A 21,924-nucleotide genomic window follows, 5' to 3' on the forward strand; every position below is an offset into this window, starting at 1 on the left:
CTACGGTTCCCGGCCTGAGACAGACGTGCACGTCCCCGAGGCCCTTTGCCGTCAGGAGTGCCGGATGCGCCGCGCCATTTCCTCCCGTTCCTCGATCCTCTCCCTGGCTCTGCTCGGAGCCGGGGTCTTCCTGCTCGTGCTGGCCGCGATGCTGGCCTGGTACGTCGAGCCGCACGCCAAGCGCACCCCCGTCGACATCGACGACACCGTCGTGTTCACCGGTACCGGAAGCTATTTCGACACCGGCTCGCTGCGGCCGGTGCACGGCGAGACGCTCACCGTGACCCGCCGCGTGGTGGGCGATGTCGCGGCGGCCGAGCGCAGCGGCCGGGCGGTGTGGGACGTGTCGACGACGATCGACACTCCGGCCACGCTGGCCGCGCACGACCCGCGTCGGTCCTTCCAGTGGACGCTGGCCCGCTGGGTGACCGACCGGCGCACCAACGCGCCCGTGCACTGCTGCGGGGAGACGCCCGCGATCCAGGGCGAGGCGTTCCTGAAGTTCCCATTCGACCTGGAAAAGCGGCGATACCGCTGGTGGGACGAGACATTGGGGGCGGCGGTACCGCTGGACTACCGCGGCACGGTGAAGGTCCGCGGGCACCGCGGTTATCGCTTCACCGGCGTCGTCCAGGACACCCGGGTCGGCGGCCGGCAGGTGCCGGGCACCCTGGTCGGCCTGCCCGCACAGCCACAGGTGCTCGCCGAGGAGTGGTACGCCAACGCCGGCGTCGACCTGGTCGTCGACCCGCGCACCGGCCGGGTCATCGACGCCAGGATCGCCCCGCGCAAGACCCTGCGCGCACCCGGGGCGGCCTCCGCCTCGGTGGTGTTGCTGGACAGCGACAACATCCGGTTCACCGACGAGACCCGGCGCCGGCAGGTGGACCTGGCCGAGGAGGACGGTGCCAAGCTGGAGCTGGTCGGGGAGACCGCCCCACTGGCCGCGAGCTCGCTCGGGGCCCTGCTCACGGCGCTGGGACTGCTGCTCCTGGTCCGCGGGCCCGGCACCCGTCCGCGCCCCGGATCCGACGCCGACCCAGGACACGAGCCCACCTCCGAGCCCGGGCACGAGCCGGGTGCCGATCCACACCGGCGCGCCCGCTTCCGCCGGCTGCCGCACCGCCGTACCGGGCCGAACAGGCGGCGCGACTCGGGCAGACCGGCACCGAACTGACAATTCTCCGGTCGTGGGGAACGGCAAAGTTGTCACCTGGGTGAGTAGCTTCGGCGCACTTGGTGGCGAAAACTACGAACTCACCCCGCACGTCCCGCACTTCCCGTGCACCCTTCCGCGTTCGTTCCAGAGCCGCTACGAGTTGGAGCTGACATGCCCCAGCACGTGCCTTCCGCGCTGCGTCCGGTGACCGGCCCGGCACCGTTGCAACCCTCACCGCGCGGTCCCGCGTCCGACCGGGCCCCCCACCCTCGCCGAATCGTCTTCCTGGCCCGCCGCGACCTGGCGAACCCGGCCGCGGGCGGCTCCGAACTACTGGTCGATCGACTGGCGGACGGTCTCACCGCCCGGGGTCACCAGGTGACCCTGGTCTGCGGCGGACCGGCCGCCGACCGCGACTACCGCGTGGTCTCGGCCGGCGGCGACGCCGACCACTACCTGCGCGCGCACCGCGCCCTCGACCGTCGGGTCGGCGGTTGCGACCTGCTCGTCGAGGTCTGCAACGGCATGCCGTACCTGACTCCGCTGTGGCACCGGGGCCCCACCCTGTGCCTGGTCAACCACGTCCACACCGACCTGTGGGGCATGCGGTTTCCGAGCCTCGCCGCGCGGCTGGGCCGACGGCTGGAGCGTTGGGGACTGGCCGGCGCGCATCGGGACAACCTGATCGTCGCGGTGTCCGGCTCGACCGCCTCCGCGCTGCGGGCGATCGGCGTGCCGCCGGATCGCATCCGGGTCGTGCACAACGGTGTCGAGGAACCCGCGCCCAGGGTCCCCAAATCGCCCGAGCCGCTGTTCGTGGCGGTGGGGCGCCTGGTCGAGTACAAGCGCATCGACCTGCTCCTGCGCCTGTGGGACCGGGTCCGGCCGGTCACCGGTGGCCGACTGGTCATCGTCGGCGACGGGCCGGAAGGCGATCGGCTGCGCGCCTCGGCCGGGCCCGGCGTACATTTCGCCGGCCGGGTGTCCGAGGCCGAGAAGCACCGACTGCTGTGCGCGGCCTGGCTGTTGCTGCATCCCTCGCTGGTCGAGGGGTGGGGTCTGGTGGTCACCGAGGCCGCGGCCCGGCACACGCCGGCCATCGGCTTCGACATCCCGGGCCTGCGCGACTCGATCGACGACGGCGTCACCGGCGTACTGGCCCGCGGCGAGAGCTCGTTCGCCGCCGCGTGGTGCGCGCTGGCGCTCAGTCCCGAGCGCCGCGCGGCGGCGAGTGCCGCCGCCGGACTGCGCGCCGCCCGGTTTCGCTGGGCCGGCACGGTCCGCCGGTTCCGGGCCGTGGCCGCCGAGGCCGCGTCCGCCCCGGTCCCCGGACGCGGCACTGGGTGGTGACCGCGTGAAGGACCCGTCCCTGCGCCGGTCGATCGCGCTATTTCGCGCCTTTCGGCAGGAGCCGCAGGACCCGGACCGGTGCTACGGACTGCTCGCCCGCGACGCCGCCGATCAGGTCGAGCGGCACGTGCGGCTGCGCGGTCGGGTGGTGGTCGACGTGGGCGGCGGCAGCGGGCACTTCACCCGCGAGTTCCGCCGACGCGGCGCGCACGCGTACCTGTTCGAACCCGATCCCGCGGAGCTGGCGGCGCGGGGCGGCCCGCCCGAGGGCGCCGTGGTCGCGGACGGGTACCTGCTGCCGCTGGCGGACGGTGTCGCCGACGTGTGCTTCGCGTCCAATGTGCTGGAGCACGTGGCGGATCCGCAGACCTTCCTGAGCGAACTGGTCCGAGTCACCCGCCCGGGCGGGTTGATCTACGTCTCCTTCACCAACTGGTACTCCCCGTGGGGCGGTCACGAGTGGGCGCCCTGGCACTACCTGGGCGCCGAACGCGCCCGTGCCCGGTACGCGCGGCGCACCGGGCGGCCCGCCAAGCACACCCTGGGCGAGAACCTGTTCGCCGTGCACATCGGGCCCACCCTGCGCCATGTCCGGGCCCGTCCGGACGTGCTGGTGACGTCGGCCCGCTCGCGTTACTGGCCGTTTCTGCCCGGCGCGGTCACCCGCGTTCCCGGGTTGCGCGAGGTCATCACCTGGAACCTGCTCCTCATTCTTCGGCGGTGCCCGTGACGGCGCCATCGCCCGACGCGTTCCTCGATCCCGCCGCCGGCGTCCCGGCGCCCGGGCATCGCGCGCGCTCCGCAGGAGGCACTCGTGACTGAGACGACCCTGTCCCTCCCCCCGGCCCGGCCCGGCATGCCGCCCGCCGAGCCGGTGCCCGCCGAACCACCGGCCGACCGGCCGCGCCGGCGGATCTGGCTGCCGGCCTTCTGGGCACTCGTCTTCGTCGCGTTCCTGGCCGTGTCGCCGGGAAAGATGACCTTCGAGACCAAGCTGGGCGTGGTCACCGATCCATGGGGCTTCATCGGCGACCTGGGCAGCCTGTGGCACGACCGGGCCGGCTTCGGCGGCATCGCCGACCAGTACATCGGCTACGCCTTCCCGATCCTGCCGTTCTACGCCCTCGCCGACCTGATCCACCTGCCGATCTGGCTCGCCGAGCGGTTGTGGCTCTCGCTGATCGTCACCACCGCGTTCTGGGGCGCGCTGCGACTGGCCGAACGGCTGCGCGTGGGCACCGCGCACAGCCGACTGCTGGGCGCGGTGGCGTACGCGCTGTGGCCGACCTTCACCATCGTGATCGGCTCCACCTCGGCCGCGGTGCTGCCCGGCGCGCTGCTGCCGTGGGTGCTGCTGCCGCTGACCTCGCCGCGCCTGAACCCGCGTACGGCCGCCGCCCGTTCGGCGCTGCTGATCCCGTTCATGGGCGGGGTCAACGCCGCCTCGACGCTGGCCGCGCTGCTGCCGGTGGGGCTGTACCTGCTCACCCGCCCGGGCGGCCCGCGCAAGTGGGCACTGATCGGCTGGTGGGTTCCGGGGGTGCTGCTGGCCACCGCGTGGTGGGTGATCCCGCTGCTGCTGCTCGGCGTGTACGGCGAGAACTTCATGCCGTACATCGAGCAGGCCGACACCACCACCAGCACGATGTCCGCGACCGAGCTGCTGCGCGGCGCGGGCGACTGGGTCGCCTATCTCAACTTCGGTGAACCGTGGCTGCCGGCCGGCTGGACCGTGGCCACCGCCGTGGTCACCGTGCTCGGCTCGGCGTTCGCCGCCGCGCTCGGCCTGGCCGGACTGGCCCGTCGCGACCTCCCCGAGCGCCGCTGGCTGATCCTGACCGTGCTGATCGTGGCGCTGATCGCCCTGGCCGGGTACGGCGGTTCGTTCGGCGCGCCGTTCCACGGCACGGCCCGCGACTGGCTCGACGGGTGGCTGCGCCCGTTCCGCAACATCTACAAGTTCGAACCCGGACTGGCCCTGGCGCTGGTGCTCGGGCTGACCCACCTGGTGGGCACGGTGAGCGCGCACGAACCGGCGCTGCCCCGACCCGCCCGCCGGTTCGCGCCCGCGCTCGCCGCGCTGCTGATCCTGCCCGGCCTGGCCTGGCCCTACCTCAACGGCACGGTGCTGCAGTCGGGTGCCTTCACCAAGCTGCCCGACCATTGGCGCGACACCGCCGACTGGCTGGACAAACACTCCCCGGACAGCCGCGCACTGGTGGTCCCCGCGACCGCCCACGGGCTGTACACCTGGGGTTCGCCGATCGACCAGCCGCTCGATCCGTTGGCCGATTCGCCGTGGGCACAGCGGGACTTCGTCCCGTTCGGCACGCCCGGCGTGCGGCGGATGACGGACGCGGTGGAGCAGGCCCTGCTCACCGGCGGCCAGGTACCCGGGCTGGCCGACTTCCTGTCCCGGGCCGGTCTGTACGCGGTGGTGGTCCGCAACGACCTGGACCCGGACCAGATCGGCTACGTGCCGCCGATCACCGTCAAGCGCACCCTGGAGGCTTCCGGCTACCACCGGGTCACCGGTTTCGGGCCGTTGATCACCGGCGGTCGCATCCCCGAAGGCACACCGGTCCAGGTGCAGGGGCTGTTCACCCGCCTGCAGGCCGTCGAGATCTACGAACCGGGCCCGGGCACGCCTCGGCCCGGCCAGGTCGGCGGTCGGGCGGTCGCCGACACCGCGGTGCTCAGCGGCGGCCCGGAGGCGCTGCTGCAACTGTCCGCCGATCCCGGTCTGCGCGACCGACCCACCGTGCTCACCGGCGACGCCCACCCCGGCATCGACCGGCCCGGCACACAGTTCGTCGCGGACGGACTGCGCCGCGCGGACACCCGCTTCGGCCTGGTCAACTCCAACACGTCCTACCCGTACACCGCCGGCGAGCGGAACCCGCCCGACAGCACACAGAACCCCGGATCCGCGCCGAAGCAGATCCTGCCCGTGGACGGGGCCGCCCACCAGAGCACCGCCGTGCTGCGCGGCGCGGCGTCGGTGACCGCGTCCAGCAGCGGCAACTGGCTCTTCCATCTGCCGCAGTACGACCCGGTGAACGCCTTCGACGGCGACCCGGCGACCGCGTGGGCCGAGGGCAGCCCCGGCACCCCGGCCGGCCAGTGGCTCGAGGTCGCCTTCACCGCGCCGACCGAGATTCCCGCGTCGCTCTCGCTCACCCCCCTGCCGGGGGACGCCATGCGTGCCGCGCCGACCCGGGTGCGGATCGAGACCGATCGCGGCTCCCAGGAGAGCCTGTTGCGCCCCGAGGGCACACCGCAGCAGGTCAAGGCTCCGCAGGGGTCGGCCAAGTGGCTCAAGGTCACCATCCTGGACGCGCGGACCGCGCGCTCCGGACTGTCCGGCGCGGGTTTCGCCGAGGTGGCCATCCCCGGTGTGCAGGTGTCCCGGCTGCTGCGTCTGCCCACCGACGCGGACCGCTCCGAGGCACAGACCGGGGTCTACTCGATGCACCGCGACAACGACCCCGGCGGGCTCTCGCCGGTGGCGGCCGAGGACGGACTGCACCGCCGATTCGAAACCCCCCAGGGCGGTGACTTCGCGTTCGACGTGCGCGCGGTCGCGGTGCCCGGCCCGGAACTGGACCGGCTGGTGGTGGGCGCCGCGCCGGACCAGGCGAAGCGCATCACCGCGACCGCCGAGTCGACCGGTCACACCGGCCGCTCGCTCAGCGCGCGCAACCTCGTGGACGGCGACCTGACCACCGCGTGGATCGCCGGCGATCGACCCGTGGTCCATCTGAACTGGCCCGATCGCACGAGCATCGACGAGATCGTGCTGGGGGCGGCCGGCGGGTTGTCCACCCGGCCGGAGGAGATCCGGATCGACTCGCCCAACGGATCGGCGACCGTCGCCGTGGACGAGAACGGGCTGGCCCGATTCGGGCCGATCGACACCGACCGGATCACCGTCACGATCACTCGCGGCGCGCCGCTGACCGTGCACAACCCGCTCGCCGACAAGCGCTTGCAACTGCCGGTGGGATTGAGCGAGATCCACATCCCGGCGCTGGCCCGGCTGCGCCCGCCCCCGCCCGACCCGAAGGTGGCGTTCTCGCTGCCGTGCGGGCAGGGACCGCCGCTGGCGGTGGACGGCGTCATGCACGCCACCAGCGTCTCGGGCACGGTGCGCGACCTGGTCGAACGCCGGTCCGTGACGGTGCGGTTGTGCGCCGCCGAGTCGCCGGGCGGCGTACTGCCTCTGGGCGCGGGGACGCACACGGTCGAGGCCGGCAACCAGGGGCCGCTGGAGATCACCGACGTGACCGCGACCCGAGGGCAACTGCGGGCCCCCGCACGGCAGTCCGCGCGATCGGCCACCGCCGCCGACTGGAGCGGCGACCACCGCTCGGTGCGGATGGGCGCGGGCGAGGCCACCTACCTCCAGATGTACGAGAACCGCAACTCCGGCTGGAAGGCCACGCTGCACGGCAAGGAACTGCGCCCGGTACGCATCGACGGCTGGCAACAGGGGTGGCTGGTGCCCGCCGGTGCGGCCGGCACCGTCGAGCTCGAATACGAGCCGGGCGGGATCTACCGGGGTGGACTGATCGGCGGCGCGGTGGCCCTGGCCGCGCTGATCGCGCTCGCCTTCGTCCGGCGCCGGGACCGGGACTCGGCCGGGAGCGGGGCACCGACCGCCGCACCGCCGCCGCCCGGCCCGATCCTGGGCGTGCTCGCGCCGACCGTCGTGGTCGCGATCGTGGCGGGACCGATCGCGCTGCTGGTGCCCGCGCTCGCGGTGGTCGCCCATCTGCGGCACCGGCTGCTCACGCCGATCGCGCTGGTGGCGATGGCCGGTGCCGGGATCGCGGCGGCGATCGGGGCAAACGGGCCGATCGCCGACGGCGAGGGCTCCTTCGGGCCGGCCGCGCAACTGCTCGCGCTGACCGCGCTGTGCGCGGCACTGGTGACGGTGGGCGGGCCCGATCCCGGCGGCTCGCGCGTCGGAGCTTCCGGTCCCAGGCACGGGCGTTCCCCGTCCGCGCCGCCTGCGGGCAGATCGTCCGGGGCACCGCCCGAAGCCGCGGCCACGCCGGTGTCGATGGCCAAGCCGGCACCGGCGGACCGGGACCCGGGTACCGAATCCGCGGCGGTCGCCGACCGGGACCCGGCCCGCGAGGCCGACACCGCACCGCTGCCGACGGTGCGGCCGGACGACGGGGAACCCGCCCCGTCCGACCGGGAACCCCCGTCGGAGGGCCGGACGAAGGAGATCGGACAACCATGACCGCTGTGCGCCCGGCTCGGCGCGAACACCCGGTCGAGCCGGCCCTCGCCCGGATCCCGTTCCCACTCGTCGACGAGATGTCCCGGCAGGGTCAGCGGCCCGGTGAGCCGATCGCGGTGCACATGGAGATCCGGCTGCCCGGGCAGCCGGATCCGGCCCGACTGCGCGCCGCGTTCGGCGCCGCACTGCGCCGGCACTCCCGAATCCTGATCCGCGAGGCACCCGGTCGGTGGTATCGGCGACGCTACGAGTGGGAGCTCACCGCCGCCCCCGACGTCGAACCGGTCGGCTTCCCACCGCCCGGCCCGGACGCCCTGGCCCGGGCCCGGGCACTCGCCCTGGCCGAGGCGCCGCCCCTGTCCCTGTCGCCGCCGGTGCGGGTGGACGTGATCCGCTCGTCGGCGACCTCCGGCGGATGCGTCCTGCTGTGCCGCATCCACCACACCGCCCTGGACGGGCCCTCGTTCCTGCGCGTGTTGGCCACGGCGGCCGAGTTGTACGGCGGGGTCGGCCCCGGGCCCACCTCGGACCGGGCCGCACCGGCCGGCACCGAGGACCCGGAACAGGCCATCCTCGACCCGGGCCCCGCCCTGGCGCGTTCGTCCCGGGTCGCGCCGGCCCCCGCACGGCGGGCCGAGCACCGCGCCGGCAACGGCCTCGTGCTCGGCGAACTGCCGCTCCCGTCGCGCCCGTCCGGCGCCGCGTACACCGTCAACGACCAACTCCTGGTGGTCACCTGCCTGATGATCGCCCACTGGAACCGGCTGCACGGCGCCCCGACCCGGCCGATCCGGATCACCATGCCGGTCGACGACCGCCCGCGTGGTATCGAGATGCCCATCGGCAACGGCACGCGGCTGGTCGAAGTCGCTTTCGGAGCCCGGGAGTACGGGCAGGAGCCGGACCCGGAGGCGATCCTCGCCCTGCTCCGGCGCACGGCCCGCCGGACCAAGGCGCTCAGGGCCGCACCCCGACCCCCGCTCGGCCGCGGCGCGGCCCTGCTGACCGCCCCGCTCCTGCCGGTCGACCTGCGTGCCTCGATCACCCGCGGCCTGGGCCGCGCGCTCGGGCCCTGGACCTCGACGACCCTGCTCAGCAACCTCGGCCGGATCCCCTATCCGCTGGACTTCGGCGACGCGGGCCGGGCGAACGCGGTCTGGGTCTCGGCACCCACCCGGATGCCCCGGGGGCTGACGGTGACCACCACCGGCACCCTCGGCCGCCTGCATGTGGGGTTGCGCTGGTCGCGCGCGCTGCTGACGGACGCGGCCGGCCGGCGGCTGTACGGCCTCTTCGAGGACTACCTGTCCGCCGTCTCGGCGGCCGCGCGCTCCTCGGCCGTCGTCGCCGACCCGATCGCGCACGAGGGGGGTTCGCGATGACCGACACCTCCCCCGCCGGCCTGCGCGCGTTCTACGAGAACCCGGCGGTACCGGTCGCCTCCGGCCCCGAGCGCAGCCGGCGCCAGGCCGGGATGCTGGCCCGCGCGTTGGGCCCGGGGCCGGCCGTGGTGGTCGACATCGGGTGCGGCGACGGCTCGGCGGCCGCGTTCGCCGGCCCGCTGCCGGCCGGACACACCCTGGTGGGCATCGACTGGTCGCAGGACGCGCTGCGCCGGGCGAGCAAGCACATACGCCACCTGGTGCGCGGCGAACTCACGGACGGTGGGCTGCCGTTGGCCGAGGCGAGCGTGGACGCGGCGCTGTTCGGCGAGGTGCTGGAGCACCTGGTGGATCCGGACGCGGCGCTGGACGAACTACGCCGGGTGCTCAAGCCGCGCGGCCACCTCATGCTCTCCACGCCGAACCTGGCCGCGTGGTACAACCGCGCGCTGCTCCTCGCCGGCGTGCAGCCGATCTTCTCCGAGGTCAGTCTGCGCGGCATTCACGGCCGACCCGGCTCACAGGTGGTCGGTCACCTGCGCCTGTACACCGCCCGCGCGCTCCGCGAGTTCCTGACCGCGTCCGGCTTCGAGGTGGTGCGCATCGCGGGGGCGCCGTTCCACGGCGTGCCCCGGGCACTCAGGCCGCTGGACCGGGCCGCGTGCGCGGCCCCCTCACTCGCCTCGATCCTGCTCGCGCACGCCCGGCGAGCCTAGCCGTGTGGTGGGGAGTGGCGGCGGCGCTGCTGGCCAATGTGCTCTACAGCACCGGATTCGTGCTGGAGAAACGGGCGTTGGGCAGCCTTCCGGCGCTGACGGCCGGTCGGCCGCTAAGGCTGATCCGGTCGCTCCTGGGCAGCCCGGCGTGGCTTGCCGGCTCGCTCGCGCTGGCGGCCGGGTTCGGTGCCCAACTCGCGGTCTACCGCACGTTGCCCATCGCCGCCGCGCAGGGCCTGTTCGTCGCGGGCCTGGTGCTGCTGCTCCTGCTGTCCTCGGTGGTCCTGGGCGAACGGCCCACCGTACGCGAACGGGTGGGTGTGCTCGCCGTGCTCGCCGCCCTGGCGATGGTGGTCGCCTCGTTGCGCGACGCGGACCCGGTCGGTGACCACGCCCCGACCGGCCGACTCCTGGCGGTCTGCCTGCCGGCGCTCGCGGCCGGACTGTGGCTGTACCTGGCCGCCGGCCGCCGGGCCCGGGTCCCGGCCCGTCCGCCGGCCACCGGCGTCGAGTACGGCGTCGCGATGGGCCTGCTGTACGGGGTGAGTTCGCTGGCGATCAAGGGCGTTTCCGGCCGGCTCACCGGGCACGGTGTCGGCGACACGGTGCTCGCCCTGCTCCGAACGCCCCATCCCTATCTGCTCGTCGGCACCGGCGCGGCCGGACTGGTGTTGTCCCAGGCCGCGTTGCAGCGCTGTCGGGCGTCGCTGATCGTGCCGGTGTGCACCACGGTGTCCGCGCTGTTCACCGCCGTGCTCGGCAGCCTCGCCTTCGGCGAGTCGCTGCCGCACGACCGGCCGCGGCTGATCCTGCGCCTGGCCGGCGGCACGCTCGCCGTCGCCGTCCTGATCGCCCTGCCCCGGCACGAGGAACCCCCCGCCGCGGCAGCCGAAGTCCCCGCCCTGGTTGAGGAGTCGCCCGATGGAACCTGACGATCCACTGCTCCGGATCCTGGCCTGCCCGCTCGACAAGGGCCCCCTGGCCCTGCTGCTCCCGGAGGACGCCTTGTACAACCCGCGACTGCGCCGCCGCTACCCGATCGTCGACGGCATCCCCCAGCTTCTCCCCTCCTCCGGCGTGCGCGTCTCCGACGACGAGCACGCCCGGATCAGCCTGCGGATCGACCGATGACGCTCGCCGCCCGGCTCGCTCCCCGGGTGTCGCCGAGGTTGGTTCGCACCGCGGTGGACGTGCTGTACCCGCGCTTCGAACCCGAGTTGCGGCGGATCGCCGACTTCGTGCCGCGCGGCGGCACGGCGGTGGACGTGGGCGGCTGGTACGGGCCGTGGTCGCGGCGCCTGGCGCGGCGCGCGGAGTCGGTGGTGACGGTGGAGCCGGTCCCGCGTCTGGCCCGGCTGCTGGACACCGGTACGCCCGCCAACGTGCGGGTGGTGGCCGCCGCCGCGGGCGACCGCGGCACCGGCACGGTCGCGCTGTGGCTGCCCCCGGGGGATCAGGGTGATCGCGGCGTCTCGTCGCTGGTCCGCAGGGACATCCACGATCGCGCGCTGGACGTGCCGTGCGTGCGGCTGGACGATCTCGGGTTGACCGGGGTCACCTTCGTCAAGATCGACGTGGACGGCAGTGAGTCGGCCGTGTTGCGCGGTGCTCTGGAGACCGTGCGGCGCGATCGCCCGGCGCTGTTCATCGAGGTGGAGGCACGCATCGGGTCGCCGGGGCCGGTGCTCGATTTCCTGGCGGAACTGGACTATCAGGGCTGGGTGTTGCCGGGCAGAAGCTGGCTTCCGCTGGCCGACTTCGACCTCGCGGGGCACCAGGCCGAGACCGCGCACGTCGCCGAACGCGGCTTGTTGCGCCGCACGTTGGCGCCGTTCAGTCGACGCTACGTCAACTCGGTGCTGTTCCTGCCGACGGCACGTCGCCCGGGCCCGGCCGGACGCGAGTCGCCCGGCTGAACCCCCGCCCGGGGCCCAGGCGGGTTCGCCGGTCGGGGGCGGCGGGCATGACGTCCCCGACCGGCGGGCTCACAGCAGGCCGCGGTCGTGCGCGTAGATCGCCGCGTGGGTGCGGTCGCGCAGGCCCAGGCGGGCCAGGATCCGCGAGATGTGGTTCTTGACCGTGCCTTCGCTGAGGAACAGGCGGGCGGCGATCTCGCGGTTGGTCGATCCGGTGGCGATCAGTCGCAGCACCTCGGTTTCCCGCTCGGTCAGCACGTCGGGATCCGGGCCCGGCGTCGGGCCGGGTTCGCGGTCGCGGTTCGACGCGGGCCCGTCGGGGCGCGCCGGCCCGTCGGGGCGCCCCGGCCCGTCGGCGCGCGCCGGTTCCGGGCGGGTCGGGCCGGCGGCCAGGCGCCGGGTGATCGAGGCGTCCAGTTGGGCGACGCCGGCGCGGGCCAGCCGTACCGCGGCGGCCAGTTGCGCCGAGGGCAGATTCTTGAGCAGGTAGCCGACCGCGCCCGCGCGCAGCGCGTCCGTGACGTACTCGTCGTCGTCGAACGTGGTCAGCATGATCACCCGGCACAGCGGCGCGCGTTCGCTCAGCAGCGCGACCGCGGTGACGCCGTCCATCACCGGCATCCTGACGTCCATCAGGATCACGTCCGGATGCTCGACGCACGCGGTGTCCACCGCCTGACGGCCGTCCGAGACCGCGCCGATCACCGTGATGCCGGGCTGGATGCCCAGCAGCGAGGCGATGCCCTCGCGCACCAGTTCCTGGTCGTCGACCACCAGCACCCGGACCGGTTCCTCCTCGTGGCCGCTCATCGGGTCGACGCCCCGGCACGCACCGGAACGCGCGGCACCGTGACGGTGACCACGGTGCCGCGCCCGGGGGCGGCGTCGACGTCGACCCGGCCGCCGAGCAGGTCGACCCGTTCGCGCATCGCCCGCAGGCCGAAGCCGTCCCGGGTGCCCGGCACCCGGTCGCCGGGGTCGGCGCCGGGCGCGAAGCCGCGTCCGTCGTCGGCCACCACCAGCCGTGCCTCGCGTTCGCCGTACCGGGCGGACACCGCGACCTGTCCGGCGTCGGCGTGCCGGTGCGCGTTGGTCAGTCCCTCCTGCGCCGCCCGGTACAGCGCGGTGAGCGATTCGACGTGGTAGCCGCGTTCCTCGCCGGTCACCTCCAGGGTCACCCTGGCCGGCCCGCCGTCGACGTGCCGGACCAGGTCCGCGAGCGCCGCCGACAGCGAGAACGGCTCGTCCTGATCCCGCAACGCCCGTACCGATACCCGGACTTCGTCGAGCGCTCGGCCCGCCGACCAGCGTGCGTCGGTGATCGCCCGCTCGGCGACCCGGGCGTCCAGGTCGCGAAACGCCGACGCCTTCTCCAACTGGACGGCGATCGCGGTGAGATGGTGGCCCAGTCCGTCGTGGAACTCGCGGGCCAGCCGATTGCGCTCCTGGGCCACCGACAACTGCTCGACCCGGGCCGCGTAGTCGGCCAACCGCGCGTGCGAGTCCCGCAGTTCGCGCAGCGTGTCCTCCAGCCGGACCCGACCCGCCTGCTCGCCCACCGCGATCGCGGCCATGGCGACGGCGAGCACCAGGCCCAGGCCGGACATCAGCAGGTCGGTGACGATGTCGGTGCGCAGATACCACTCGGGCACCCGCAGCACGGTGCCGAGCAGGATCACCCCCACGCACACCCCGCTCAGCGCCACACCGACCCGCCGGCCGAAAGCGAAGTAGGCGGTGATCGGCACCAGGACGAACAGCGCCCGGGAGACCCCGGAGCGGTCGAGGCCGGCCGCCGCCGCGAACAGCGCAAGTCGGCCGATCAGCAACAACACGGCCGGCCGCGGCGGCGTGCGGACCCGGTGGCGGCGTACCTCCCACCGATCCAGGGCGATCAGGAGCAGCAGGCATCCGACGAACCCGGCCGGGCGCGGCGGCCGGATCGGGCCGGCCTCGATCACCGCGCCGTACAGTCCGCCGATCAGCACGGCCGCGTACACCGTGGGCGGCACCCAGGGCATCGGCCGGGACAACCCGGTGGGCGGGGCCGGCGGTGACGGCGCGGTCATCTGGGTACCCCTGTTCGATCCCGGGTGCGGTGCGCCGAACGATACCCGCGGCCGGCGCGCCGGTGACCGGCGCGGCGCGGGTCGTGCCGAACCTTGGCCGAAGGTCATGTGCCGTTCGGCCGGCCCCGCCGCGCACCCCCGTGCCGGGGTCGGTCGCGCCGTGGCCACTGGGCATCTGTGCTCCGGCGTCCGGCCGTTTCTAATCTCGCATTGCCGACTCCGGCTCCCCACCCCCATCCCACGAAGGGCAGTTCCTTGCTGAAGACCACCCGCCCACTCGCCGTCGCCGCCGCGCTGCTGTTGACCGCGACGTCGGCCTCGACGGCGGCGAGCGCGGTGCCCGCGTCCGATTCGATCGCCGCGTCGCCGTGCACGGTGCGCGTGCCCGGCGCGGAGCGTGTGATCGGCGCCTGCCTGGCCGATCTGACCACGGCCGGCACCGTCGGCTCCGGACACACCGACCCGAAGGACTGGGCCGGCCTGGAGGCGGCCGGCACGGTCAACCCGTCCGGCGTCGAGGGCGTCCAACTCGACGGCTATTTCCCGGACACCTCCACCACCAACACCAACCACGGTTGGAACCACGACAGCCAGTTCGTGATCCGGCTGCCGAAGAAGTGGAACGGCGGCCTGGTCGTCGCCGGCCCGCCCGGCCTGCGCGAGCAGTACGCCAACGACCGGCTGATCTCCGACCACGTGCTCGCGCGGGGCTTCGCCTACGCGGCCACCGACAAGGGCAACACCGGCGAGCGGATCTACCGGGACGGCCGACGCCCCGGCGACGCCATCGCGGAGTGGCACAAGCGGGTGGCGCAGTTGACCGTTGCCGCCAAGCGGGTCGCCGCGCGGCACTACGGTCGGCGGCCCGCGACGACCTACATGGCGGGAGCGTCCGCCGGCGGCTATCTGGTGCGCTGGCAGTTGGAGAACAACCCAAGCCTGTTCACCGGCGGCGTCGAATTGCACGGCGTGTTGTTCACGCCCGAGTCCCCCAACGTCCTGGACACCGCACCGGCCGCGCTGCGCGCCTACCCGAAGTTCCGCGACAACGTGCCGGGCGGGCGGGCGGAGATGCACGCGGCCGGTTACCCGGTCGGCTCCGAGAACACCTGGGAATTCCACTATCGGAACCTGTGGGACTCGCTCCAGCGCACCATGCGCGAGGAGGTCGATCCCGGCTACGACGGCCCGAAGGAGGCCGGCACGCCGTTCTGCCCGCCGAACACGATCGAGGGTTGCGACACCGACTACGTCTACGCCGACCGCCCGGCCGCCGTGCACAAGGCGATCGAGAAGGTGTCGTTGACCGGACGGATCAAGCGTCCGCTGATCACCCTCCATGGCACGCTCGACGCGTTGTTGCCGATCACCAGGAGTGGCGACGTGTACGCGAGGATGGTCGACGACGCCGGGCGCGGCGGGATGCACCGCTACTACCGGGTCACCAACGGCACCCACGCGGACGGCCTGTATCAGGCCATGCCGAAGGTGGTGCAGTCGATGTCCCCGTGCTTCGCGACGGCCTTCGACACGCTGGCCGCCTGGACCCGGAACGGCACCCCGCCGCCGGCGAGCCGCACCGTCCCGGCGCCGCCGGAGGAGGCGGACCGGATCAACGGCTGCGGGTTGTGACCCGAGCCGGCACGCCGCCACCCGCGATGCGCCTCCGGCGCGGTCGCGGGTGGCGGCGCCGCGCTCAGTGCGCCGTCGCCACCGGCGCCCCGGGGGCCCGCTTGTCGATCGAGACCCCGCCGCCGGCGGCGACCGGCGCCTCCTGGATCGGGGCGGTCGCGGTGATCGCGTCGACCAGGTCACGGGAGGCGAGCGGCTCGACCGGTTCGCCCGCGAGCACCTTGCGGGCCCGGTCCCGGTCCAGCACGCCCTCCCACGAGGCCACCACGAGCGAGGCCACGCTGTTCCCGCACACGTTGGTCAGCGCCCGGCACTCGCTCATGAACTTGTCGATGCCGAACACCAGCATGATCCCGGCCACCGGCACGTGTCCGACCGTGGACAACGTCGCGGCGAGCACGATGAAGCCCGATCCGGTCACCCCGGCCGCTCCCTTGGAGGTCAGCAACAGCACCGCCACCAGGCTCAGTTGTTGGCCCATGGACAGCGGGGTGTCGGTGGCCTGCGCAACGTAGAGCGCGGCCAGCGTCAGGTAGATGCAGGTCCCGTCGAGGTTGAACGAGTACCCGCTGGGCACGGTCAGACCGGCCACCTGCCGGGGCACGCCCAGGTTCTCCATCTTGGTGATCACCCGGGGCAACACGGTCTCGCTGGAGGAGGTGCCCAGCACGATCAGCAGTTCGTCCTTCATGTACCGCAGCAACTGCAGGATGTTCAGCCGGATGGCCGCCATCACCAGGCCGAGCACCACCAGGACGAAGAACAGGCTCGTCCCGTAGAAGATCGCCACCAGCTTGCCCAGGCTGGTCAGCGTGTCGAGCCCGTACTTGCCGACGGTGAACGCCATCGCGCCGAACGCGCCGACCGGCGCCGCGTACATCACGATCCGCAGCACCGCGAACAGCACCCGACCGGTGCGCTCCACGCCGATCGCGATGCCCTCCGCCGGGCGCCCGACCAGCTTGATCGCGATGCCGAACAGGACCGCGAAGAACAACACCTTGAGCACGTCGCCGTCGGCGAAGGCGCCGACCACACTGCTGGGCACCAGATCGGTGAGGAAGTGCCACCAGGACTGCGCCTCACCCTTGTCGATGTAGCCCTGGGCGGCCTCGGAGACCTTCATCGAGCCGACGTCGGCGTGCACCCCGTCGCCGGGACGCAGCACGTTCATCACCACCAGGCCCAGGATCAGCGCGATGGTGGTCAGCGCCTCGAAGTAGACCAGCGACTTCCAGCCGATCCGGCCGGCGCCGCGCAGGCTGTCCACGCCCGCGATGCCGGTCACCACGGTGACGAAGATGATCGGCGTGATGATCATCTTGATCGCGTTGACGAACGTGTCGCCCAGCGGGCGAAGCTGCTCACCGGTATGCGGCCAGGCGGCGCCGACCACGACGCCGGCGACGATGCCGACCAGGACCCATACGTACAGCAGCGTGTACCAGGGGCGGCGCGCCGGCGCCTGGTCGGGCGGTGGGCCGGACGCGCCGGCGGCCTGGTCGGTGGTGGTGACCTGGGACATGAGGGGCCTCCCGGGGAGGATGTCGGGTCGAGCGGACGGGAACGCTGCGACACCGGGGCCGGCACCGGGCCGAACCCGCCTGGCCCGGTCGGGCGGCGGAAACATCGGCGAAACAGCGCGTTACGGGACGTAGATTGGCGTGGCACCGGTGTCCGTCGGTGATTACGCGCATTACGCGCACGACTAAATTCCCGCCGAATCGCCGGAAACCGGGTGAAATGCCGCCAGTGGCTCTCTTGCGGTACGGCCCGGGCGTCCGGTGATAATTCGCGCATGGCCAACCAGAGCATCGCTCGGCAGGTGCTGCTGTGGCAGCTCGCCCTCGTCCTGCTGCTCGTCGCGGCCGGCTCCGGTGTCGCGGTGCACGCCGTGCGTCGGTCCGGCGCGGAGACCGCCCGGGAGCGCGCGCTCGACGTGGCACGCACCCTCGCCCGTTCACCCGGCCTCGCCGAGGCCGCGACCGCCGGCGACCCGACCGCCCGGCTCCAGCCGATGGCCGAGGAGATCCGCAAGGAGAACGGCGTCGACTTCGTGGTGGTGATGAGCCTCGACGGCATCCGCTACACCCACCCCGACCCGAGCAGGATCGGACAGACCTTCCTCGGCCACATCGACGCCGCGGCCCACGGGCGGACCTCCACGGAGACCTACACCGGATCGCTGGGCCCCTCCGTACGCGCCGTCGTCCCGGTCGCCGGGGCCGACGGTCGCCCCGTCGCGCTCGTCTCGGTCGGGGTCACCAATCGCCGCGTCGACGCGCTGGTCGGTGAGGACGTCCCGCTGGTGCTCACGGTCGCCGCCGCCGCGCTGGCCGTGGCCTGCGCGGCGAGCGTGGCGGTGCACCACCGGCTGCGCCGGCAGACCCTGGGTCTGGGACCGGTCGAGCTGCGGCGCGTGTACGAACACCACGACGCGGTACTGCACGCCGTCCGCGAGGGCCTGATCGTGGTGGACGCCGACGGCCGACTGGTGCTGGCCAACGACGAGGCGGTGCGGCTGCTCGCGCTGCCCGCCGCACCCGAGGGGCGGCCCGTGCACACCCTGGGCCTGGACGACACGCTGGCCCGGACGCTCGCCGCCGGCCGCACCGTCACCGACGAGATCCACCTGTGCGGCACCCGCGCGCTCGCGGTCAACATCAGCCCCACCGGCCGGGACGGCCGGATGGTGGCCACCTTCCGCGACCACACCGAACTGCGGGCACTGGTCGGCGAACTCGACCAGGTCAAGGGCTTCGCCGAGGCGCTGCGCGCGTCCGCGCACGAGGCGGGCAACCGGCTGCACACCATCGTCGCGCTGGTCGAACTGGGCCGCGGTGAGGAGGCCATCCGATTCGCCACCGGCGAACTGGCCGCCGCCCAGGACCTGGCCGACGAACTCACCGCCGCCGTGCACGAACCCGCCCTGGCCGCACTGCTGTTCGGCAAGCACGCGCAGGCCGCCGAACGCGGCGTGCAATTGACCGTGACCGGCGGGCCGGCCGGCGCGGACGAGGCGGACCCCCTGGACGCGCTCGCCGCCCGATTCGAACCGCGGGACCTGGTCACCGTGTTGGGCAACCTGGTCGACAACGCGATCGACGCCGCGGTGTCCGCGCCGCCGCCGCGCACCGTGCAGGTCACCGTCGGCACGGATCCGGACGCGGCGGGCGCCCTGCTGCTGCGGGTCGCGGACAGCGGTCCCGGCATCGACGAACCGCTCACCGCGCGCGTGTTCGAGCGCGGTTGGAGCACCAAGGAAGCCTACGGATCCCAGGGCCGCGGCCTGGGCCTGGCCCTGGTCCGGGCCACGGTGGCCCGGCACGCCGGCTCCGTGGACGTCGACCGCGGCGAGGGCGGCGGCGCGGTGTTCACCGTCCGGTTGCCCGCACTGCCCGCCCCACGCCCGGGGGAGGAAGCGTGATCCGCACCCTGATCGTCGAGGACGACCCGGTCCTGGCCGAGGCGCACGCGGTCTTCACCGGCCGCGTCCCGGGTTTCACCGTGGTCGGCGTCACCGGCAGCGGCGCCGAGGCGTTGCGCCTGCTGTCCACCCGGCCGGTCGACCTGATCCTGCTCGACCTCTACCTCCCGGACCTGCACGGCCTGGATCTGTGCCGGAGCATGCGCGCCCAGGGTCACGACGCCGATGTCATCGCCGTCACCTCGGCCCGGGACCTGCGGCTGGTGCGCTCGGCGGTGTCACTGGGCGTGGTGCAATACCTGCTCAAGCCGTTCTCGTTCGCCGCGTTCCGCGAACGCCTGGACGGCTACGCGGAATACCGCCGCCGGATCGGCGAGCCGAGCGCCGCGCCGACCGCCACCGGGCAGCAGGAGGTCGATCAGGCGTTCGCCGCGCTGCGCCGGACCTTCGACGCACCGCCGCTGCCCAAGGGCCTGGCCGCCGCGACGTTCGAGGCGATCGTCGCGCACCTGGGCACCGGCGCGGTCACCTCTGCCGCCGACATCGCCGACGCCCTCGGCATCTCCCGCCCGACCGCGCGCCGTTACCTGGACCACCTCTCCGCCCGCCGCCTGGTCTCCCGCGAACCACGCTACGGCGGCGCCGGCCGCCCCGAATACGTCTACCGCTGGCACACCCCCCAACCGACCCCGTCCGAACCCCCGACACCGGGCTAGTGCGTGCCCGGCGTCGGCCCCGGACGGGGTCCGGCCGCACCGACCATTCGCCCGAGTCCCGCACGAGCCGTCGCTTCGGCCGGCAGCATGGTCACGCGTCGGATCCCCCACCGGTCGGGAACCGCGCGACGGGGGGTGGCATGCAGGAGATCGGGCGGTACGTGCTGGGGCCCTTACTGGGTCGGGGCGGGATGGCCCTGGTGCGCCAGGCACAGGACACCCGGCTGGGTCGCGCCGTCGCGGTGAAGCTGTTGGCGCCCGAACTCGCGCACGATCCGGTGGTCCGACGCCGGTTCCTCACCGAGGCGCGAGCCGCCGCCGGGCTGAACCATCCCGGCATCGTCATCGTGCACGACCACGACGAGTTCGAGCACGAGGGCGAGATGGTCGCCTACCTGGTGATGGAGCTCATCAGGGGGCGAACGCTGGCCCAACTCCTGGCCGAGCGCGGGTCGTTGCCGGTCCAGGAAGCGCTGCCGATCGGGCGGGCCATCCTGGCCGCCCTCGACCACGCGCATCGACACCTCGTGGTGCACCGCGACGTCAAGCCGGCCAACGTGATGGTGCGCGAGGACGGCGGGCTCAAGGTCACCGACTTCGGCATCGCCCGGATCACCGGCAGCGATTCGAGCCGGCTGACCGCGGCCGGCGCGGTGCTGGGAACGGTCGCGTACATGCCGCCCGAGGTGGTCCAGGGCGGCGAGGCCGGCCCGGAGGGAGACGTCTACGCCGTCGGCTGCCTGTTGTACGAACTGTTGACCGGCCAGGTCCCCTATCGTGCCCCGCACGCGACCGCCGTGATGTACCACCACGTCCACAGCGCGGTGCCTTCGGTGTCCGACGAGGTCCCCGGACTCCCGCGCGAAATCGACGCGTTGGTGGCCAAGGCGATGGCCAAGGAGACCACGGACCGATACCCGAACGCCGGTGAGATGCTGGCCGCCCTGATGGCGGTCCCGTCGGCTCCGCCCGACGTCGACGGGTCGGCGCCGATCGTGCGGACCGGGGCCGGCGACGACGAGCACCCGCCGCTCCCGACAAGGGCGGGGGACGGTCCGGGGCAGGCGTGGGCGAACGGCGAGGCTGAGCCGAACGATGAACCGCGCCGCCCGCCGGAACCCGGCGTCCCGGACGACACCGCGACCTCTGCGGGTTCCAAGGGGCCCGAGACATCCGGGGAGGCCGAGGAGGCCGAGGAGGCCGCGGATCCAGGGGCGCAAGGGGCATCCAAGGCACAAGGGGCACCCGCGGCGCCGGAGGCACCCGACGACGTGTCGCCCGGCGCCGACCGCACGTTCCCGCCCACGGCTCGGGAGTCGGCGAAGACGGCGCGCGTCGTGGCTGTCCTCCTTGTCGCAGCCCTGGTCGTCGGCGTCGTACTGACCTTCGGCCCCGGACTGCTCGACCACGGCAAGGCGAAGGACGACACGCCCGAAACGAGTTCCGCACCGCGGGCGGCGGGTGACGGCGCCACGACGCCCTCCGCCTCCGCGCCCCGCACTGTCCCCCCGGCCACTCCCACCGGGGTGCCCCGTTCCCTCCTCGCCCGCGGCTACCTCAACGTCGGCGTTCCATCGGAGTCGCCCGATCTGGCCGTCAGGGACGAGGTGACCGGCACGTACTCGGGATTCGACATCGAGATCGCGAAGATCGTCGCGACCCATCTCGGTTTCGGCCCGGAGCGCGTCCGCTTCCTGCCCGTCGCCCCCGCGGACCGGGTCCAGGCGATCGTCACGGGCCGGGTGGACTACTACGTCGGGACGTTCACCATCACGGACGACCGCAGGAAGTATGTCGCGTTCGCCGGCCCGTACCTGGTCAGCGGGCAGGGGGTCCTGGTCCGCACCGACGACAGGGTGCTCACCGGATTCGACTCCTCACTGGCCCACCGCAGGGTCTGCTCGGTCACCGGCAGCACCTCCCTGACCAAGCTGCGGCACGACGTCCCACAAGCCGACGCGACCGCCCGGGAAAGCTATGGGAAGTGTGTGGCCGATCTGCTGAACGGGCAGGTCGACGCGGTCACCAGCGATCAGGTCCTGCTTCAGGGCTACGTGGCGAGCCACCCCGGGCAGCTCAGACTCGTGGGCAGTGCGGTGACGGCCGAGAAGTACGGCATCGGCCTGTCACTGGAAAACTCGCCGCTGCGCGCGGTGATCGACGACGCCCTGCGATCCGCGTTCGCCGGCGGCGCGTGGAAGGGCGCCTACGAACGCACGCTCGGTCGCACCGGGATCCCCGCACCCCCGATCCCGGTGTTGGAACGCAACTGACCGGCACCCGCTCTCGGGTATCGCGATCACCGG

At 73.4% G+C, this 21,924-nt stretch carries 16 protein-coding genes; 13 read left to right on the top strand and 3 right to left on the bottom strand.

Annotated features, from left to right (window positions below; genetic code table 11):
- Nucleotides 1-64 precede the first annotated feature (64 nt).
- The 9 genes from ACWCPW_RS27925 to ACWCPW_RS27965 all read left to right on the top strand — a co-directional run bounded on the left by ACWCPW_RS27925 (nt 65) and on the right by ACWCPW_RS27965 (nt 11,774).
- Nucleotides 65-1,177, top strand: coding sequence for a DUF3068 domain-containing protein (locus ACWCPW_RS27925; protein ID WP_449764354.1), 1,113 nt, complete (start codon nt 65-67; stop codon nt 1,175-1,177).
- A 153-nt stretch (nt 1,178-1,330) separates the two neighbouring features.
- The gene (locus tag ACWCPW_RS27930; RefSeq protein WP_449764355.1) at nt 1,331-2,509 is read left to right on the top strand and encodes a glycosyltransferase family 4 protein; all 1,179 of its coding nucleotides are present in this window, start codon (nt 1,331-1,333) and stop codon (nt 2,507-2,509) included.
- Nucleotides 2,510-2,513: 4 nt separating this feature from the next.
- Nucleotides 2,514-3,239, top strand: coding sequence for a class I SAM-dependent methyltransferase (locus tag ACWCPW_RS27935; protein WP_449764356.1), 726 nt, complete (start codon nt 2,514-2,516; stop codon nt 3,237-3,239).
- Nucleotides 3,240-3,365: 126 nt separating this feature from the next.
- A complete protein-coding gene (locus ACWCPW_RS27940; RefSeq protein ID WP_449764430.1) occupies nt 3,366-7,760 on the top strand; it encodes an alpha-(1->3)-arabinofuranosyltransferase domain-containing protein in 4,395 nt (1,464 codons plus the stop codon).
- Complete coding sequence (locus ACWCPW_RS27945; protein WP_449764357.1) at nt 7,757-9,142, top strand: condensation protein; 1,386 nt, start codon at nt 7,757-7,759, stop codon at nt 9,140-9,142. The genes ACWCPW_RS27940 and ACWCPW_RS27945 overlap by 4 nt, the downstream gene beginning before the upstream one ends.
- Nucleotides 9,139-9,858 (top strand): class I SAM-dependent methyltransferase, encoded by a 720-nt coding sequence (locus tag ACWCPW_RS27950; protein ID WP_449764358.1) that lies wholly within the window; start codon nt 9,139-9,141, stop codon nt 9,856-9,858. The genes ACWCPW_RS27945 and ACWCPW_RS27950 overlap by 4 nt, the downstream gene beginning before the upstream one ends.
- Before the next feature lie 2 nt (nt 9,859-9,860).
- Nucleotides 9,861-10,790: a hypothetical protein gene (locus tag ACWCPW_RS27955; RefSeq protein ID WP_449764359.1), complete on the top strand. Its 930-nt coding sequence runs from the start codon at nt 9,861-9,863 to the stop codon at nt 10,788-10,790.
- Nucleotides 10,780-10,989 (top strand): Trm112 family protein, encoded by a 210-nt coding sequence (locus ACWCPW_RS27960; protein ID WP_449764360.1) that lies wholly within the window; start codon nt 10,780-10,782, stop codon nt 10,987-10,989. Before ACWCPW_RS27955 ends, ACWCPW_RS27960 begins: the two co-directional genes overlap by 11 nt.
- Nucleotides 10,986-11,774, top strand: a complete 789-nt coding sequence (locus ACWCPW_RS27965; RefSeq protein ID WP_449764361.1) for an FkbM family methyltransferase — start codon at nt 10,986-10,988, stop codon at nt 11,772-11,774. The genes ACWCPW_RS27960 and ACWCPW_RS27965 overlap by 4 nt, the downstream gene beginning before the upstream one ends.
- Before the next feature lie 69 nt (nt 11,775-11,843).
- Here the strand turns inward: ACWCPW_RS27965 and ACWCPW_RS27970 are convergent, their stop codons facing one another.
- Nucleotides 11,844-12,584 carry a response regulator gene (locus tag ACWCPW_RS27970; protein WP_449764362.1) on the bottom strand — a complete coding sequence of 247 codons (741 nt, stop codon included), beginning with the start codon at nt 12,582-12,584 and terminating at the stop codon, nt 11,844-11,846.
- A complete protein-coding gene (locus tag ACWCPW_RS27975) occupies nt 12,581-13,843 on the bottom strand; it encodes a sensor histidine kinase (RefSeq protein ID WP_449764363.1) in 1,263 nt (420 codons plus the stop codon). Before ACWCPW_RS27975 ends, ACWCPW_RS27970 begins: the two co-directional genes overlap by 4 nt.
- A 255-nt stretch (nt 13,844-14,098) precedes the next feature.
- On the opposite strand from ACWCPW_RS27975, the gene ACWCPW_RS27980 reads away from it, so the two are divergent.
- On the top strand, nt 14,099-15,475 hold the full coding sequence (locus ACWCPW_RS27980; protein ID WP_449764364.1) for a tannase/feruloyl esterase family alpha/beta hydrolase: 1,377 nt from the start codon (nt 14,099-14,101) through the stop codon (nt 15,473-15,475).
- Between the two features lie 64 nt (nt 15,476-15,539).
- Here ACWCPW_RS27980 and dctA read toward each other — a convergent pair whose 3' ends face one another.
- Complete coding sequence (gene dctA / locus ACWCPW_RS27985; RefSeq protein ID WP_449764365.1) at nt 15,540-17,000, bottom strand: C4-dicarboxylate transporter DctA; 1,461 nt, start codon at nt 16,998-17,000, stop codon at nt 15,540-15,542.
- A 273-nt stretch (nt 17,001-17,273) separates the two neighbouring features.
- Between dctA and ACWCPW_RS27990 the strand changes: the two genes are divergently transcribed.
- The 3 genes from ACWCPW_RS27990 to ACWCPW_RS28000 all read left to right on the top strand — a co-directional run bounded on the left by ACWCPW_RS27990 (nt 17,274) and on the right by ACWCPW_RS28000 (nt 21,891).
- Entirely contained in the window at nt 17,274-18,902 is a 1,629-nt protein-coding gene (locus ACWCPW_RS27990) for a sensor histidine kinase (RefSeq protein WP_449764366.1), read from the top strand.
- Nucleotides 18,899-19,618 carry a response regulator gene (locus ACWCPW_RS27995; protein ID WP_449764367.1) on the top strand — a complete coding sequence of 240 codons (720 nt, stop codon included), beginning with the start codon at nt 18,899-18,901 and terminating at the stop codon, nt 19,616-19,618. Before ACWCPW_RS27990 ends, ACWCPW_RS27995 begins: the two co-directional genes overlap by 4 nt.
- A 140-nt stretch (nt 19,619-19,758) precedes the next feature.
- A complete protein-coding gene (locus tag ACWCPW_RS28000) occupies nt 19,759-21,891 on the top strand; it encodes a protein kinase domain-containing protein (protein ID WP_449764368.1) in 2,133 nt (710 codons plus the stop codon).
- Nucleotides 21,892-21,924 lie beyond the last annotated feature (33 nt).

It is taken from the genome of Embleya sp. NPDC001921 (assembly GCF_053594475.1).

Coding starts and splice junctions, on each gene's coding strand:
- ACWCPW_RS27925 (WP_449764354.1), top strand. CDS start 65: ATGCGCCGCGCCATTTCCTCCCGTTCCTCGATCCTCTCCCTGGCTCTG.
- ACWCPW_RS27930 (WP_449764355.1), top strand. CDS start 1,331: ATGCCCCAGCACGTGCCTTCCGCGCTGCGTCCGGTGACCGGCCCGGCA.
- ACWCPW_RS27940 (WP_449764430.1), top strand. CDS start 3,366: ATGCCGCCCGCCGAGCCGGTGCCCGCCGAACCACCGGCCGACCGGCCG.
- ACWCPW_RS27945 (WP_449764357.1), top strand. CDS start 7,757: ATGACCGCTGTGCGCCCGGCTCGGCGCGAACACCCGGTCGAGCCGGCC.
- ACWCPW_RS27950 (WP_449764358.1), top strand. CDS start 9,139: ATGACCGACACCTCCCCCGCCGGCCTGCGCGCGTTCTACGAGAACCCG.
- ACWCPW_RS27960 (WP_449764360.1), top strand. CDS start 10,780: ATGGAACCTGACGATCCACTGCTCCGGATCCTGGCCTGCCCGCTCGAC.
- ACWCPW_RS27965 (WP_449764361.1), top strand. CDS start 10,986: ATGACGCTCGCCGCCCGGCTCGCTCCCCGGGTGTCGCCGAGGTTGGTT.
- ACWCPW_RS27970 (WP_449764362.1), bottom strand. CDS start 12,584: ATGAGCGGCCACGAGGAGGAACCGGTCCGGGTGCTGGTGGTCGACGAC.
- ACWCPW_RS27975 (WP_449764363.1), bottom strand. CDS start 13,843: ATGACCGCGCCGTCACCGCCGGCCCCGCCCACCGGGTTGTCCCGGCCG.
- dctA (WP_449764365.1), bottom strand. CDS start 17,000: ATGTCCCAGGTCACCACCACCGACCAGGCCGCCGGCGCGTCCGGCCCA.
- ACWCPW_RS27990 (WP_449764366.1), top strand. CDS start 17,274: ATGGCCAACCAGAGCATCGCTCGGCAGGTGCTGCTGTGGCAGCTCGCC.
- ACWCPW_RS28000 (WP_449764368.1), top strand. CDS start 19,759: ATGCAGGAGATCGGGCGGTACGTGCTGGGGCCCTTACTGGGTCGGGGC.